This is a genomic window from Vogesella oryzae (genome assembly GCF_902829295.1).
GTDB classification, from domain to species: Bacteria; Pseudomonadota; Gammaproteobacteria; order Burkholderiales; family Chromobacteriaceae; genus Vogesella; species Vogesella oryzae.
The window spans coordinates 95,818-111,816 of the sequence record NZ_CADEPL010000009.1 but is presented as its reverse complement, the minus strand read 5'-3'; the positions used below and the strand labels follow the sequence as shown (position 1 = coordinate 111,816).

The following is a 15,999-nucleotide window of genomic DNA, read 5'->3' as shown; positions in this document are numbered from 1 at the left end:
CCCCCCCCCGGCTAGACACAGCAAACAAACGGGGACTCCCCGGGACCCCCCCGCGCTGGAACCCGCCCTCACCTCGCCGCCGGGCGCCTCCCTGCTGGGGGCCCGGAATTTGCAGGCCGGGCGGTTTGCCCCCCGCTTCGGCCGGCTCTTGCAATGCCCGCCGTTGGCCGCAGGGCAAGCACTGCCGCCCCAATTGCTGCCGCCGGCGGTGATGCAGCAGCTGCAACAGCCGCCGCAAACCTGGTCGTTCCAGCATCTGTACCAGGGGTTGCTGCTGGACTGGCAGCTGCTGCCGCTGGAAGACAGCCTGCTGCTTAGCGTGCGCGAGGATCGTCAGGCCTTCCGTACCCTGGTGGAAAACTCGCCGGATATCATCAGCCGCTACGACACCGCGCTGGTCTGCCTGTATGTCAACAGCGCCCTGGCGCGATATTCGCCGCTGCCGCCGCTGTATCACATCGGTCTCGATCTCGAAGAGCGCGGGCTGCCGCTGGGCGTGCGCGATGCCTTGCACTATGCCGCCAGACAAGTGCTGAGCAGCGGCCAGGCTTACACCTTTGAGATCGAAGTCAACCATGCGGATCGCCACCTGGTATTCGAAGCCCGCCTACTGCCGGAAACCGACGCCGGCGGCACGATCCAGAGCCTGCTGTGCATCGAGCGCGACATCTCCGAGCAGCACGCCAACCGCCTGTGGCAGGCAGATGAAAACCGGCTGCTGGAAATGCTGGCCAACGACCGGCCACTGCCGGAGGTAATGGAGTGGACCTGCCGCATGATGGACAACCAGCTCAGCGGCGGGATGAGCTCCATCATGCAATTGCAGCCGGACGGCCAGCACCTGCGCGTGGCCGCCGGCCCGGCATTGCCGGATGAGTACAAGGCGCGGATCGACGGCATCGCCATCGGCGAAGGCGTCGGCTCCTGCGGCACCGCCATCGCCCGCGGCCAGAGTGTCATCGTCAGCGACATCCTCGCCGACCCGTTGTGGGCGCCCTATCTCGAGCTGGTCAAACCCTACCCGCTGCGCGCCTGCTGGTCGCACCCCATCGTGGCACACGACGGCCTGCTGCTGGGCACCTTTGCCACCTACTTTGCCGAACCGCGCCAGCCGGACCCGCATGCGCTGGCCATCATCCAGCGCACCGCGCACCTGATGGCGATTGCCATCCAGCAGGAGCAGCGCGCCAACCAGCTGTTCCAGCTGGCCACCCAGGATGCGCTGACCGGGCTGGCCAACCGCCGCCACTTCATGGAACAAGCCGGCAAGGCCTTCCAGGACGCACGCCGGCACAAACGGCCGCTCAGTCTGCTGATGCTGGATCTGGACCACTTCAAATCCGTCAACGACCGCTTCGGCCACGAAGCCGGCGACGACGTGCTGACCCATGTGGCGCGGCTGTTTCACGACGGTCTGCGCAACAGCGACCTGGTCTGCCGCATGGGCGGCGAGGAGTTCGCCGCGCTGCTGATCGGTTCCGGTCACGACGAAGCACTGATTGCCGCCCAGCGGCTGTGCAAGGCCGTGGCCGGCCGCAGCATGGTCAGCAACGGCAACACCATCGAGCTGACCGTCAGTGCCGGCCTCTGCAGCCTGGACGAACACACCCAGACCCTCGGCGAACTGATCCGCAAGGCCGACAAGGCGCTGTATCAGGCCAAACATGAAGGCCGCAACCGCGTGTGCGTGGCAAGCCACACCGGCGCCAAGCCGGCATAAAAAATGCGGCCAACCTGCTAACAGGTTGGCCGCATTCCTTTCCAGTCCTGGGTCGCTAGGCGCTAGTGCGCCGCCTCCCAGCTTGGCCCCACGCCGACTTCCGCCAGCAGCGGCACTTTCAGCGCCGCCACGCCGGCCATCAGCTGCGGCAGTCTCTCGCGCACCAGCGCCAGCTCGGCATCCACCACCTGCAGCACCAGTTCATCGTGTACCTGCATGATCAGCTTGCTCTGCAACTGCTCGGCCTCCAGCCAGCCCTGCACCGCCAGCATCGCCAGCTTGATCAGGTCGGCGGCGGTGCCCTGCATCGGCGCATTGATTGCCGCGCGTTCGGCACCGGCACGGCGCGCCTGGTTGGCCGCACGGATCTCCGGCAGGTACAGGCGGCGGCCGAACACCGTCTCCACATAGCCCTGCTCTGCCGCCTCGGCACGGGTGCGCTGCATGTAATCGGCCACCCCCGGGTACTTGCGGAAGTAGCTGTCGATGTACTGCTGCGCCGCGTCGTTGCTGATGCCCAGCTGCGAGGCGAGGCCATACTTGCCCATGCCGTAGATCAGGCCGAAGTTGATGGCCTTGGCGGCACGGCGCTGCTCGCTGCTGACCTCGGCCAGCGCCACGCCGAACACCTCGGCGGCGGTGGCCTTGTGGATATCCTCGCCGCTGGCAAACGCGGCCAACATGCCGGCATCGCCGGACAGGTGCGCCATGATGCGCAGCTCGATCTGCGAGTAGTCGGCGCTGACGATCACCTGCCCGGCCGGCGCCACGAACGCCTCGCGTACGCGGCGGCCCTCGGCGGTGCGCACCGGGATGTTCTGCAGGTTGGGATCGTTGCTGGACAGGCGGCCGGTAATCGCCACCGCCTGCGCGTAATTGGTATGCACGCGGCCGGTGTGCGGGTTGATCAGCGTTGGCAGCTTGTCGGTGTAGGTGGACTTCAGTTTGGCCAGCCCGCGGTACTGCAGGATCAGCTTGGGCAGCGGAAAATCCAGCGCCAGTTTTTCCAGCACTTCCTCGTCGGTGGAGAAGCCGCCGCTGGCGGTCTTGCGCACGCCCTTGGTGGGGATGCCCAGCCGGCCGAACAGGATCTCCTGCAACTGCTTGGGCGAGTTGAGGTTGAACGGCTGGCCGGCCAGCGCGTAGGCCTCCTGCTCCAGGCGCAGCATCTCGCTGCCCAGCTGATGGCTTTGCGCCGCCAGAATGTCGCGATCGATCAGCACACCGTGGCGTTCCATCTTGAACAGTACCTCGGCCACCGGCAGCTCGATGTCGCGGTATACGCTTTGCAGCCTGCCGCTGAGCAGCGGCGCAAAGTGTTGGTTCAGCCGCAAGGTGATGTCGGCGTCTTCGGCGGCATAGTTGGCCGCCACCTCCACCGCCACTTCGTCGAAGCCGATCTGCTTGGCGCCCTTGCCGCAGATGTCCTCGTAGCTGACGGTGGTTTCGTTCAGATGACGGCGCGCCAGGTCGTCCATATTGTGGCGCAGGTGACTTTCGATCACGTAGGACGCCAGCAGGGTGTCATCGGCCACACCGCGCAGGGTGATGCCGTGATTGGCCAGCACGTGGCGGTCGTACTTCAGGTTCTGCCCCAGCTTTTTCTTGCCGGCGTCTTCCAGCCACGGCTTGAGCTTGGCCAGCGTGGCGTCGCGATCCAGCTGCTGCGGCGCATCCGGCCCGCGGTGCGCCAGCGGCAGGTAGGCTGCGTGCCCCGGCTCGATAGCAAAACTGAGGCCGACGATTTGTGCCTGCAGCGGGTCGAGACTGGTGGTTTCGGTATCGACCGACACGATGTCGGCGGCGGCCAAGCGGTGCAGCCAGTCATCCAGCTGCGCGTCGCTGAGGATGGTGTCGTAGTGGCGCGCCAGCGGTGCAGCGGCAACCGGCACGGCGACGTTGGCCGCAGGCGTGTCATCGCCGAACATGTCAGACGTCGCACCAAACAGATCGCTGCCACGAGCAGGCTGAACAGCCGGCGCGCTGATAGCCACCTCCGCCGTGCCACCCATCGCCTGTTGCACTTCGCGCAGGAAGGTGCGGAAGCCGCAGTCGCTGAACAGCTCGGCCAGCCGCGGTAGATTGCGCTCGCCATGCAGCAGGTTATCCAGACCGGCCGGCAACTCGGCGCTCAGGTCCACGTCGCACTTGATGGTGATCAGCTCGCGGCCGCGCGGCAGCCAGTCCAGCGCCGCGCGCAGGTTGTCGCCGACCTTGCCGCCAACGTTGGCCGCATGGGCGATCACGCCGTCCAGGCTGTCGTACTCCTGCAGCCACTTCACCGCGGTCTTGGGGCCGCACTTGTCGACGCCCGGCACGTTGTCCACCTTGTCGCCGATCAGCGTCAGGTAGTCGATGATGCGGTTCGGCGGCACGCCGAATTTTTCCAGCACCCCGGCTTCGTCGAGGTTTTCGTTGGTCATGGTGTTGACCAGCGACACCTGCGGCGTCACCAGCTGCGCCATGTCCTTGTCGCCGGTGGAGATGATCACCTGCATGCCGGCGGCGGCAGCGGTGCGCGCCAGGGTGCCGATCACGTCGTCAGCTTCCACGCCGTCCACCATCAGCAGCGGCCAGCCGCTGGCGCGCACCACTTCGTGCACGGTGACGATCTGTGCCGCGAGGTCGGTCGGCATGGACGGACGATTGGCCTTGTAGTCCGGATACAGCTCGTCGCGGAAGGTCTTGCCTTTAGCGTCGAATATGCAGGCACTATAATCGAACCGTACTTCCTTACTCAGCCGGGCCAGCATATTGACCATGCCGTAGATCGCCCCGGTCGGCTCGCCCTGCGGCGAGCGCAAGTCGGGCATCGCGTGAAAGGCGCGGTACAAATAAGAAGAGCCGTCAATCAATAACAACGTTTTCATAAAGGCGATAAAAAATGAGCTTGTCCGATAAATTGCCGCAAACCAGCGACCGTTACGCGATGATGCAACGTTTCCGGGCCCGCGAAGCCTGGCACGTGATGAAAATTCTGTCGGAATTCGTGGAATCGGCGGAGGAACTGCAGCAGGTTACGCCGGCAGTGAGCATTTTCGGCAGCGCTCGCACCCCGCGCGACCATCCGTATTATAAGCAGACTGAACACATTGCCCGCCTGCTTTCCGATGCCGGCTTCTCGGTCATCTCCGGCGGCGGCCCCGGCATCATGGAAGCGGCCAACAAGGGAGCCTTCTACGGCAAGAGCCCGTCGGTGGGGCTGAACATCGTGCTGCCACACGAGCAGCGCCCCAACGAATACCAGGACCTGAGCCTGAAGTTCGACCACTTTTTCAGCCGCAAGGTGATGTTCGTCAAGCACGCACTGGCCTATGTGGTGATGCCTGGCGGCTTCGGCACCCTGGATGAAATGTTCGAGGCGCTGACGCTGATCCAGACCGGCAAGAGCCGCAAGATGCCGATCATCCTGTGCGGTCGCGAGTTCTGGAGCGGGCTGTTCGAGTGGGTAAGCAACCGGCTGGTCAGCGAAGGCATGATCAACCCGGAGGACATCAACCTGCTGCAACTGATCGACGAGCCGCAGGAAATTGTGGAAACCATCTTCCGCTTCTACGAAACCCGCGGTTTCGAAGTACTGCCGGAAGAACACGAACAGCTGCTGAACCTCTAAGCCTTGGCAGTGGCACAGCGGCAACTGCCGCCAGCACGGCAATGTTAGAATCGGCGGGATAGAGACGGTGACCGAACCGTTCGCCCACTCCAAGAATCCAGGACAAGGAAATCCTCATGCAACGCATTTTGCTGGCCAGCCTGCTGCTGGCCACGTTCGCGGCGCACGCAGCGCCGGCGCTGGCACCGGCAGGTGTAGAGCCGGAACGCCAGATTACCGACCACGGCAGCAGCACGGTGGAGGAATACCGTCGCAACGGCCAGGTGTACCAGATCAAGGTCAACCCGCAAGGCGCGCCCAGCTACATGCTGCTGGATGAGGACCACGGCCTGAAGCAGCAGAGTACCGGCTCTACCGAGCGTCCGACGCTGACGCCCAGCTGGCCGCTGCTGACGTTCTAGGAGCCCGCATGTCCGTTTACACCACCGTCAGCCAGGACGAGATGCGTGCCTGGCTGCAGCGTTATGCTCTGGGCGAACTGGTCGAACTGAAAGGCATCGCCGCCGGCGTCACCAACACCAATTATTTTGTCACCACTACCCACGGCCGCTATGTGCTGACGCTGTTCGAGGTGCTGACGCTTGCCGAAGTACCGTACTTCCTCAAGCTCAAGAGCCACCTGTCGCGCCACGGCGTGGCCTGCCCGGCACCGATCGCCGACCACACCGACAGCTTTGCCTCCATGCTGGCCGGCAAGCCGGCCTGTCTGGTGAGCTGCCTGTCCGGCCAGGACATCCGCCAGCCCAATGCCACGCAATGTTTTGCCGTGGGCGAAATGCTGGCGCAGATGCATACCGCCGGCCAGACCTTCCCGATGCGCATGGACAACCCGCGCGGTCCGGCGTGGTGGAACCGCACTGCGGCCGAGCTGTATCCGCACATGCCGGCCGACGAAGCCGCGCTGTTGCGTGACGAACTGGCGCATCAGGCCGGTCACCGCTTTGACGATCTGCCGCATGGCGTGATCCACGCCGACCTGTTCAAGGACAATGTGTTGATGGACGGCGACAAGATCGCCGGCTTCATCGACTTCTACTACGCCTGCAACGACATCCTGCTGTACGACGTCGCCATCGCGCTGAACGACTGGGCGCAGCGCGAGGACGGCAGCATCGACGATGCACTGGCCAGTGCGCTGCTGGCGGGTTACCAGTCGGTACGGCCGCTGACCGCAGCCGAAGTACAGGCCTGGCCGCTGATGTTGCGCGCCGCGGCCATCCGCTTCTGGACTTCGCGCCTGCTGGACTTCTACCGTCCGGCCAGCGGCGAGCTGACCTTTACCAAGGATCCGGGCGTCTTCCAGCGCCTGCTGCTGGCCCATCGCCAGCGCCAGCAGTTCTGGCTGTAGTCCGTAACACCCCGTCCGCTACCGACAGCCCGCACAGCGGGCTGTTTTGCTTGCCGTGACTGCGGTATAAAGCCGACGATGACAGCTACCCACCGGAGAGTCTCATGTCTACCCGACTGATGCTGGTCGAAGACGACCAGCGCCTGGCCGATCTGGTCATACAGTACCTGGCCAAACACGGCTACGAGGTCGCCCACCACCCGCGCGGCGACACCGCCGGCGACGCCATTCTGGCGGCCAACCCCGAGCTGGTGATTCTCGACGTGATGCTGCCGGGCAAGGACGGCTTCGAGGTGTGCCGCGACATCCGCCCGCGCTACCACGGCCGCATCCTGATGATGACCGCCCGCGACGAGGAGATCGACGAAATCCTGGGGCTGGAACTGGGCGCCGACGATTACCTGTCCAAGCCGGTGGAACCGCGCCGCCTGCTGGCGCGCATCCGCGCGCTGCTGCGCCGTAGTGACAACGATGCGGCGCCGGCCGCCGACGGCAGCCTGCACTTCGGCCAGTTCAGCATCAGCCAGGCCACGCGCGAGGCGACGCTGGCAGGCGAAGCAATGGAGCTGACCACCGCCGAATTCGACCTGCTGTGGCTGCTGGCCAGCCACGCCGGCGAAATCCTGTCGCGCGACGACATCATGAACGAACTGCGCGGCATCGGTTTTGACGGTCTGGACCGCTCCATCGACGCCCGCATCTCGCGGCTGCGCAAGAAACTGGGCGACAACCCGGACACCCCCACCCGCATCAAGACCGTGCGCGGCAAAGGCTATCTGTTCTCGCGGAGCGACTGGGAGTGAAACCGCTACCCGGGTTGGCCGCACTGTTTGCACGCTACTTCGTGCAGACCATGGTGGTGCAATTCGTGCTGTTGCTGGGCTTTGTCGGCCTGCTGATCCTGCTCACCTCCGGTGCCGAGCGCGACCGCATCGAGCAGCAGATGGCCGGCCCGGTGCGCATGATCCAGCGCCAGCTGCTGGCCCGTCCGCCGGAGCTGCGCGAGCGCGAGCTGGCCACCATCGGCGAACTGTTTGCCTACCCGCTAGAGCTGCTGCCGGACGCCCCGACCGGCCTGAGCGACGATGCCCGCGCCTGGCTGGCCAGCGGCAACAACTGGCTGGATAGCGACCGCAAACTGCTGTACGCGCCGCTGCCTGGCACCCGCCAGGTGCTGATGCTGGGGCCGCTGGAAGATCCGGACAGCCAGGGCTGGCTGCAAAGCGAAAGCGGCCTGTTCCTGCTGTGGTTCGGCTTTTTCGGTGCGCCGCTGGCGCTGATGATCTATTTCAACCTGCGGCCGCACTGGCAGGCGCTCAAATCGCTGCGCACCACCGCCACCCAGCTGGCCGAAGGCGACCTGTCCGCCCGTGCGGCCAACCTCAAGAGTCCGCTGTTCGGCCCGCTGGCCGAGCTGATCAACGACATGGCAGCACGGCTGGAACGGCAGATGGAGACCCGCCAGGCGCTGGCACACGCGGTGGCGCATGAACTGCGCACCCCGGTGGCGCGGCTGCGCTTTGGCCTCACCATGCTGGACGAGGCCGAAGACGAACACGAGCGCCACCAGTTCCGCGAAGGCATGGAGCGCGACCTGGCCGAGCTGGACGAGCTGCTCAACGTCAGCCTCAGCTACGCGCGGCTGGACCGCGGCGAGGTGGCGCTGCAGTACGAAACCGTCGATCTGCGCGAATGGTTCGATGACCTGATCGCCCTGCTGCAGCCGCTCAAGCCGGCCCACATCACGCTGACGCTGGATTGCGCCAGCGGCAGCACCACCTTCGACCGCAAGCTGATGTATGTCGCCACCCGCAACCTGCTGCTGAATGCCTTCAAGTACGCCACCGGCCGCGTACACATGCGGGTGTGGCAGCAAGCCGGCCTGCTGCATGTGGATGTGGACGATGACGGGCCGGGCATTCCGGCCGCCGAGCGCGACCGCGTGTTCGAGCCGTTCCAGCGGCTAGACCGCTCGCGCGACCGTGCCACCGGCGGCCACGGTCTGGGACTGTCGTTCGTGCGGCTGATCGCCCTGCACCACGGCGGCGAGGCGCGCGCCGCTGCCGCCGATGCGCTGGGCGGCGCCCGCATGTCCCTGCTGATACCGCAGCAGCCGCCGGCAGCCTGAGCGCTACAGTTCCGCCCCCGCAGTCACACAGCGTCACACAACGCCACGCCGCCAGCACATTCCGCCTACGCAAGCGACATAGTGTTAACCGGGTACCCCTAGCACAATGAGCCCATCAACTTAGTTCACTGATGACTCAACAGGAGTGCCTCATGAAGAAACTGCTTATCGCTTCCGTACTGATCGCCGCCGGTAGTTCCGCCTACGCCGCCGATACCGGCAACTACGTGTTCGGCAACCTGGGCGTATCCAGCAACCAGTGGACCTTGAAAGACGGCGCCGCCAGCCGCGCCGGTGTCGGCAGCACCAAGGTAAACGACGATGACTCCAGCGCCGGCCTGGCAGAGCTGGGGGTCGGCAAGCGCATCAACGACAATTTCGCCGTGGAAGGCAGCTACCTGCGCCAGGGTGACGGCATCAAGCTCAACGGCGCCGGCAAGCTCGACTACGACACTTTTCGTGCAGCTGCACTTGGCATCATTCCCGTGAATGACCAGTTCGAGGTGTACGGCAAGGTCTCCGCCAACTACATCCGCAGCAAATTCACCAGCAGCAATGCCGCGCTGGAAAGCAGCAAGGACACCAGCGTTGGCCTCGGCCTGGGCGTCGGCGCCGCCTACAAACTGAACAAGCAAGTCAGCCTGCGTGCCGAATACGAAGGCATCGGCAATATCGAACACAAGGACATCACCGACACCGCGCCGGCTGCCGCGCTGAAAGTGGGCGTGTCCTACCTGTTCTAAGCGTTTCCTGTTGTTCTCCCTCCTCGTGTAAACCTTTGCCCGCCGCTGCGGCGGGCATCTTTTTGGTTTGAAGTGTGTTGAAGTGCGTTGCTTTGCCCGTCCCGCCGGACGGGCATTTTTTTTGTCCGCCTGCCAGCTTGCGGCCAACCTTGGCCGCCGCTCTCAGCCGGGTACCGCCATGCCGCGCTGCACCGCCGGCCGCGCGCCCAGCTCGGCATACCAGCGCGCCACGTTGGGGAAGGCTGCCAGATCGACGTGATGCCATTCGTGGCGCGCCGCCCACGGGTAGATGGCGATATCGGCAATGCTGTAATCGTTGCCGGTAACGAAGCGGTTGCCGGCCAGTTGCGTGTCCAGCACGCGGTACAGCCGCAGCGTTTCGTCGTGGTAGCGCTTCTGCGCGTACGGCACCGGCTCCGGCGCGTAGCGCAAGAAGTGATGCGCCTGCCCCAGCATCGGCCCGAAGCCGCCCATCTGGAACATCAGCCACTGCAGCGTCTGGTAGCGCGCGGCGCCGTCTGCGGCCAACAGTTGGCCGCACTTTTCCGCCAGGTAGATCAGAATCGCGCCGGATTCGAACAACGCCAACGGCGCGCCACCCGGACCGTCATGATCGACGATGGCCGGAATCTTGTTATTGGGGCTGATCTTGAGAAAATCCGGCGCAAACTGCTGGTTATGGTGGATATCTACCGGAATCACCCGGTACGCCAGCCCCAGCTCTTCCAGCGCGATGGAAACTTTCTTGCCGTTGGGGGTCCCCCAGGTGTACAGATCGATCATGCAAGCTCCTTGCGTATGCGTCGCTACCACAGCCGGTGCCGGCGCGAGTGAACGGGTTACAATCGGTCATCAGCCCAAAAATGCAGGATACGTGAATGAGTCACCCGCACGCCAATCAAGTCAAAGCCTTCCTGTTGCAGCTGCAGCAGCACATCTGCGCCGGACTGGAAGCCGCCGATGGCGGCGCCCGTTTTCGTGAAGACAGCTGGGAGCGCCCGGCCGGCGGCGGTGGCAAAAGCCGGGTGCTGACCGGTGGCGCGGTATTCGAGCAGGCCGGGGTCAACTTCTCGCATGTCAGCGGCACGGCCTTGCCGGCCAGTGCCACCGCGCACCGGCCGGAGCTGGCCGGCCGCCGCTTCGAAGCCATGGGCGTGTCGCTGGTGATCCATCCGGAGAACCCCTACATCCCCACCAGCCACGCCAATGTGCGCTTCTTCATTGCCGAGAAGGATGGCGAAACGCCGGTATGGTGGTTTGGTGGCGGCTTCGACCTCACCCCCTACTACGGCAATGTGGAAGATGTGGTGCACTGGCACACGGTGGCCCGCGACCTGTGCGCACCATTCGGTGCCGACACCTACCCGAAGTACAAGCAATGGTGCGACGAGTACTTTTATCTTAAACACCGCGACGAGGCGCGCGGCGTCGGCGGGCTGTTCTTCGACGATCTTAACCAGCCGGATTTCGATACCAGCTTCGCCTTCATGCAGGCGGTGGGCAACGGTTTCCTCGATGCCTACCTGCCCATCGTCGCGCGCCGCAAGGCCACGCCGTGGGGCGAGCGCGAGCGCCAGTTCCAGCTCTATCGCCGCGGCCGCTACGTGGAGTTCAACCTGGTATGGGATCGTGGCACGCTGTTCGGATTACAGACCGGCGGCCGCACCGAATCCATCCTGATGTCGATGCCGCCGCTGGTGCGCTGGGAATACGGCTACCAGCCGCAAGCGGGCAGCCCGGAAGCGGCGCTGTACAGCGACTTCCTGCCGCCGCGCGACTGGATCTGACAGCGGCGGCCAACCTTGAAAGAGCAAACCATGCAATGCGAACTGTGCCACCAGGACGGTGGCGACATCCTGTACCGTGACGACAAACTGCGGGTGATTCTGGTGGCCGATGCCGACTATCCGGCGTTCTGCCGCGTGATCTGGCACGCGCACGTCAAGGAAATGACCGACCTGTCCGCCGCCGACCGCGCCCACGTGCTGGACTGGGTGCTGCGCACCGAGCAGGCGCTGCGCGACGTGCTGCATCCGGACAAGATCAACCTCGCCAGCTTCGGCAATATGGTGCCGCACCTGCACTGGCACGTGATCCCGCGCTTTGCCGACGACAAGCATTTCCCCAATCCGCTGTGGGGCGCCGCACAGCGCGACGGTGTGGCACACGGCCTGCCACAGTTGGCCGCAGTGCTGCGCGCCAAGCTGGCCGCCTAAGCGGGCCGCGTGTTAAGGTAATAAACGTTTAATATTTCAAACAACGCTTGACCGCCAACCGGCGGTCAGGACGCCTTGCGAAGCCGGCCTGCCGGCTGGCTTCGCAAGGTGCCCGCAGCGTCCCGAGCAAGGAGAACGCCATGTACCGTACCCTGATTTCCGCCAGCGAACTGCAACAACTCGACCCCGCCAATCTGGTGATTCTGGACTGCCGTTTCCAGCTGGCCGATCCGGCCTACGGCCCCACCGTGTACGAAGCCGGTCATCTGCCGGGCGCCCAGTACCTGCATCTGGACTACCACCTGTCCGGCGCCAAGAACGGCAGCAATGGCCGCCACCCGCTGCCGGATGGCCAGCGCTTAGCTGTGAACTTCGGCGCGCTGGGCATCGGCCCGGATAGCCAGGTGGTAGCCTACGATGACGCCGGCGGCATGTACGCCGCGCGCGCCTGGTGGCTGCTGCGCTGGCTGGGCCACGAAGCGGTCGCGGTGCTGGATGGCGGCTTTCAGGCTTGGCAGGCAGCCGGCGGCACCATCAATACCGAAGCACCGGAGAAACGCAGCACCCGCTTCGTGATGCGCCCGGCGTTGGAAGAAGTACTGGAAGTGGACGAGGTTGCGGCCAACCTCGAAAAGCAGGCGTTCCAGCTGGTGGACGCCCGCGCGCCGGACCGCTTTGCCGGCCAGAACGAGACGCTGGACCCGGTGGGCGGCCATATTCCGGGCGCACGCAACCGCTTCTTCCAGCACAACCTGCAGGATGGCCGCTTCAAGCCGGCAGCAACGTTGGCCGCAGAATGGCAGGCCGTGCTCGGCGACACGCCGGCCAGCGAGGTGGTGCTGTATTGCGGCAGCGGCGTCACCGCCTGCCACAACAAGCTGGCGCTGGAACACGCCGGCCTCGCCGGTGCGCGGCTGTACACCGGCTCGTGGAGCGAGTGGTGCAGCGATGACAGCCGTCCGGTTGCTACCGGCAGCTGAACACAACTGACAACCGGCCATGACGCGAAGGTTCGCGCTGACGGCCCATACTTGACGAGGGCACCCCATGCACGTCGCTATCCTGACTTTTGAAGGCTTCAACGAACTGGACTCGCTGATCGCGCTGGGCATCCTCAACCGCGTAAGCCCGAAGCTGCGCGTGTCGCTGGCGACGCCCACCCCGCAGGTCACCTCGATGAACGGCGTGACGCTGCATGGCCACATCACGCTGGAGGAGGCCGCCGGCGCCGATGCGGTGCTGGTGGGCAGTGGCATGCAGACCCGCCACATCATCCAGGATGAGGCGATGCTGGCGCGGCTGCAGCTGGACCGCTCGCGGCAGCTGATCGCGGCGCAGTGCTCCGGCGCGCTGATCCTGGCGCGACTCGGACTGCTGCAGGACGGCGTGGCCTGTACCGATCTGACCACCGCGCCGTGGCTGCAGGAACTGGGGGTGCGTCCGCTGCAGACGCCGCTGCACGTCAACGGCAGCGTCGCCACCGCCGGCGGCTGCCTGGCCTCCGCCTATCTGGCGGCCTGGCTGATCTCCCGCCTGGTCGGCGAGCCGGCGGCGGAAGCCGCGCTGCACTACATGGCCCCGGTCGGCGAGAAGGAAAGCTACGTGGCACACGCGCTGCAGGTATTGCGCCAGGCCGATGCCGGCCAGCACGCCTTCGCCTGACTTAGCGTCCGCAAAAACGAAAAGGTTGGCCGCATGTGGCCAACCTTTTATGTTTCTGCCGATAACGAATCAGCCCAGCATCAATTGCTGGATCAGCTTCTGGCCGGCCTTCCAGTCACCCAGCGCGCTGTTGCTGCCCATGTGGCCGGCGTTGCCGGCATCCAGCAACTTCGCTCCCCAGCCCGCCGCCATCGCCTCGGCCTCGGCCCAGTCGCAGAACAGATCGTCACGGCTGGCTACCAGCCGCACCGGTACCGGCAGCTGCAGCACCTGTGCCTGCTCGAAGCCGGCAAAATCCGGCAACGCGGCACCTTGCGGCAATTCGCCGCTGGCCAGCGCCCGCTCTGGCGTGATCGGCAACGCCGGCGGCGCCACCAGCAGCACGCCCAGCACCTTGCGCTGCTGCATCAGGCTGGCCTGCGCCAGCCACGCCACCACGGTGTGGCAGCCCAGGCTGTGTGCCGCCAGCACCACCTTGCCGGCACAATCGTCCACCGTGGCCGCCAGCCGTTCCACCCATTCCGCGCGCGTCGGGTACAGCCAGTTGTCCTGTTCCACGCGCCGCGCCAGCGGGTACAGCACTTCCCAGTAGCTCTGCCAGTGCTGCGGGCCGGAGTTGCCCCAGCCCGGCACGGTCACCAGGAACACATCATCATCGTCCCACATCACAGAGCCCTGTCGTAGTCCACCGTCAGTGGTGCGTGGTCGGAGAACTTCTCGTCCTTGTACACGCTGGCTGCGCGTGCGGCCTCCATCATGCCCGGCGACACGATGTGGTAGTCGATACGCCAGCCCACGTCCTTGGCATAGGCCTGGCCACGGTTGCTCCACCAGCTGTAGCCCGGCGCCTCCGGGTACAAACGGCGCCAGGTATCGCACCAGCCGCGCGACAGCAGGTCGGTCATCCAGGCGCGCTCTTCCGGCAGGAAGCCGGAGTTCTTCAGGTTGCCTTTCCAGTTCTTGAGGTCGATCTCGTTGTGGGCGATGTTCCAGTCGCCGCAGATCACCACGTCGCGGCCGCTTTCGCGCAGGCTGTCCAGGTGCGGCATGAACACGTCCAGAAACTGGAATTTCACCTGCTGGCGCTCATCGCTGCTGGAGCCGGACGGCAGATACAGCGACACCACCGACAAGTTACCGAAATCCAGCTGCAGGTAACGGCCTTCGGCATCGATCCAGTCCACGCCCAGACCTTCCACCACCGCATCCGGCTGGTGCCGGCTGTAGATGCCCACGCCGCTGTAACCCTTCTTCTCGGCGTAGTGGAAGTAACCCGTGTAGCCATCCGGCGCACGCATGCGCTCGGACAGGTCGCCGGCCTGCGCCTTCAACTCCTGCACGCAGACGAAATCGGCGTTGTGGCCTGCCAGCCAGTCGAAGAAACCTTTCTTGTCCGCCGAGCGGATACCGTTGAGGTTGGCCGAAACGATTCGAAGCATGGGGTCTCCCGTGGTATCCTTGCCGCCATTTTCAAGCAGCAACAAAGACTTAAGTGAAAGAGGGTTTGTAATGAGCGATTTCCGTCAGGATTTTATTCGTTTTGCGCTGGACAAGCAGGTATTGCGCTTCGGCGAGTTTGTCACCAAGGCAGGACGGACCTCGCCCTACTTCTTCAACGCCGGCCTGTTCTATGACGGCGACAGCGTACTGCAGCTGTCGCGCTTCTACGCGCAATCGATCAGCGCCAGCGGCATCGGCTTCGACATGATCTTCGGCCCGGCCTACAAGGGCATCATCCTGGCAGCAGCCGCATCGATGGCGCTGGCCGAGCAGGGCCGCAATGTACCGTTCGCCTACAACCGCAAGGAAGCCAAGGACCACGGCGAAGGCGGTACCCTGGTGGGCGCGCCGCTCAAGGGCAAGGTACTGATCATCGACGACGTGATCTCCGCCGGCACCTCGGTGCGCGAATCGGTACAGCTGATCCGCGCTGCCGGCGCCGAACCGGCCGGCGTGGCCATCGCGCTGGACCGCATGGAACGCGGCACCGGCGAGCTGTCGGCGGTGCAGGAAGTGGCACGCGACTACAACCTGCCGGTGGTAGCCATCGCCAACCTCAACGACCTGCTTGGCTTCCTGGCTGGCAGCCCGGAGCTTGCGGCCAACCTGGAGGCGGTTAGCGCCTACCGCGCCAAGTACGGTGTGCAGGGCTAAGCAGTCTTAGCAGTACTCAGACGACAAAACCGGGGCAGCTGCCCCGGTTTGTCATTGCGCGCCTTCCTTCAGCTTCCAGGCCTGCTGCAACTGCTGCGTAGCCTGCGACAGCTCGGCATCCGCCGCCTGCCGCGCCGCACGCGCATCCTGCAACTGCTGCTGACTCAGTTGCAGCTGCTGCTGCGCGCTGGCCAGCTTCTGCTCAGCTTCCTTCACTGCCAGCTCCGCCGCCTGTTCCAGCTTCAGTGCCTGCAGCTGCTTGCTGTCCGCCGCGCGGAATGACATCTGCGCCGACAGCAACTGCTGGTCCGTAGTCGGCCCCGCCGCCTGTGCCTGCGCTACTGCCGACAGTGTCAGCAGCAGCGGTAATGTCCATCTGTTCATGCCGTTTTCATCCACAACATCAAGGCCGACA

17 protein-coding genes are annotated in these 15,999 nt (G+C 64.9%); 12 read left to right on the top strand and 5 right to left on the bottom strand.

Annotation, left to right across the window (positions count from 1 at the left end; all coding sequences use genetic code 11):
• The coding region (locus tag HU218_RS03565) for a sensor domain-containing diguanylate cyclase (protein WP_217450699.1) at positions 1 to 1,720 on the top strand (1,720 nt) is incomplete at its 5' end.
• A gap of 62 nt (positions 1,721 to 1,782) precedes the next feature.
• Here the strand turns inward: HU218_RS03565 and polA are convergent.
• A complete protein-coding gene (gene polA / locus HU218_RS03560; RefSeq protein WP_174873578.1) occupies positions 1,783 to 4,590 on the bottom strand; it encodes a DNA polymerase I in 2,808 nt (935 codons plus the stop codon).
• Between the two features lie 14 nt (positions 4,591 to 4,604).
• Here polA and HU218_RS03555 point away from each other — a divergent pair, with 14 nt between their 5' ends.
• From HU218_RS03555 to HU218_RS03530, 6 genes are all read left to right on the top strand, one after another.
• The gene (locus HU218_RS03555) at positions 4,605 to 5,333 is read left to right on the top strand and encodes an LOG family protein (RefSeq protein WP_174873577.1); all 729 of its coding nucleotides are present in this window, start codon (positions 4,605 to 4,607) and stop codon (positions 5,331 to 5,333) included.
• Between the two features lie 116 nt (positions 5,334 to 5,449).
• Positions 5,450 to 5,734 (top strand): DUF2782 domain-containing protein, encoded by a 285-nt coding sequence (locus HU218_RS03550; RefSeq protein WP_174873576.1) that lies wholly within the window; start codon positions 5,450 to 5,452, stop codon positions 5,732 to 5,734.
• 8 nt (positions 5,735 to 5,742) lie between these two features.
• Positions 5,743 to 6,681 (top strand): homoserine kinase, encoded by a 939-nt coding sequence (locus HU218_RS03545; RefSeq protein ID WP_174873575.1) that lies wholly within the window; start codon positions 5,743 to 5,745, stop codon positions 6,679 to 6,681.
• Between the two features lie 104 nt (positions 6,682 to 6,785).
• Positions 6,786 to 7,484: a winged helix-turn-helix domain-containing protein gene (locus HU218_RS03540; protein WP_174873574.1), complete on the top strand. Its 699-nt coding sequence runs from the start codon at positions 6,786 to 6,788 to the stop codon at positions 7,482 to 7,484.
• On the top strand, positions 7,481 to 8,809 hold the full coding sequence (locus HU218_RS03535) for an ATP-binding protein (RefSeq protein WP_174873573.1): 1,329 nt from the start codon (positions 7,481 to 7,483) through the stop codon (positions 8,807 to 8,809). The genes HU218_RS03540 and HU218_RS03535 overlap by 4 nt, the downstream gene beginning before the upstream one ends.
• Before the next feature lie 152 nt (positions 8,810 to 8,961).
• Positions 8,962 to 9,552, top strand: a complete 591-nt coding sequence (locus HU218_RS03530; protein ID WP_174873572.1) for a porin family protein — start codon at positions 8,962 to 8,964, stop codon at positions 9,550 to 9,552.
• Positions 9,553 to 9,714: 162 nt separating this feature from the next.
• Here HU218_RS03530 and HU218_RS03525 read toward each other — a convergent pair whose 3' ends face one another.
• Positions 9,715 to 10,335 carry a glutathione S-transferase family protein gene (locus tag HU218_RS03525; protein ID WP_174873571.1) on the bottom strand — a complete coding sequence of 207 codons (621 nt, stop codon included), beginning with the start codon at positions 10,333 to 10,335 and terminating at the stop codon, positions 9,715 to 9,717.
• A gap of 95 nt (positions 10,336 to 10,430) precedes the next feature.
• On the opposite strand from HU218_RS03525, the gene hemF reads away from it, so the two are divergent.
• From hemF to HU218_RS03505, 4 genes are all read left to right on the top strand, one after another.
• On the top strand, positions 10,431 to 11,339 hold the full coding sequence (hemF, locus tag HU218_RS03520; protein ID WP_174873570.1) for an oxygen-dependent coproporphyrinogen oxidase: 909 nt from the start codon (positions 10,431 to 10,433) through the stop codon (positions 11,337 to 11,339).
• A 30-nt stretch (positions 11,340 to 11,369) separates the two neighbouring features.
• Positions 11,370 to 11,768, top strand: a complete 399-nt coding sequence (locus HU218_RS03515; protein ID WP_174873569.1) for an HIT family protein — start codon at positions 11,370 to 11,372, stop codon at positions 11,766 to 11,768.
• Between the two features lie 140 nt (positions 11,769 to 11,908).
• Entirely contained in the window at positions 11,909 to 12,748 is an 840-nt protein-coding gene (locus tag HU218_RS03510; protein WP_174873568.1) for a sulfurtransferase, read from the top strand.
• Between the two features lie 67 nt (positions 12,749 to 12,815).
• Positions 12,816 to 13,430: a DJ-1/PfpI family protein gene (locus HU218_RS03505; RefSeq protein WP_174873567.1), complete on the top strand. Its 615-nt coding sequence runs from the start codon at positions 12,816 to 12,818 to the stop codon at positions 13,428 to 13,430.
• 69 nt (positions 13,431 to 13,499) lie between these two features.
• Here HU218_RS03505 and HU218_RS03500 read toward each other — a convergent pair whose 3' ends face one another.
• Both HU218_RS03500 and HU218_RS03495 read right to left on the bottom strand, forming a co-directional pair.
• Complete coding sequence (locus tag HU218_RS03500; protein ID WP_174873566.1) at positions 13,500 to 14,096, bottom strand: RBBP9/YdeN family alpha/beta hydrolase; 597 nt, start codon at positions 14,094 to 14,096, stop codon at positions 13,500 to 13,502.
• Positions 14,096 to 14,869 (bottom strand): exodeoxyribonuclease III, encoded by a 774-nt coding sequence (locus tag HU218_RS03495; RefSeq protein WP_174873565.1) that lies wholly within the window; start codon positions 14,867 to 14,869, stop codon positions 14,096 to 14,098. The genes HU218_RS03500 and HU218_RS03495 overlap by 1 nt, the downstream gene beginning before the upstream one ends.
• A 70-nt stretch (positions 14,870 to 14,939) precedes the next feature.
• Here HU218_RS03495 and pyrE point away from each other — a divergent pair, with 70 nt between their 5' ends.
• A complete protein-coding gene (gene pyrE / locus HU218_RS03490) occupies positions 14,940 to 15,584 on the top strand; it encodes an orotate phosphoribosyltransferase (RefSeq protein WP_174873564.1) in 645 nt (214 codons plus the stop codon).
• 51 nt (positions 15,585 to 15,635) lie between these two features.
• On the opposite strand, the gene HU218_RS03485 is transcribed toward pyrE, so the two are convergent.
• Entirely contained in the window at positions 15,636 to 15,968 is a 333-nt protein-coding gene (locus HU218_RS03485; RefSeq protein ID WP_174873563.1) for a hypothetical protein, read from the bottom strand.
• Between the last annotated feature and the right edge of the window lie 31 nt (positions 15,969 to 15,999).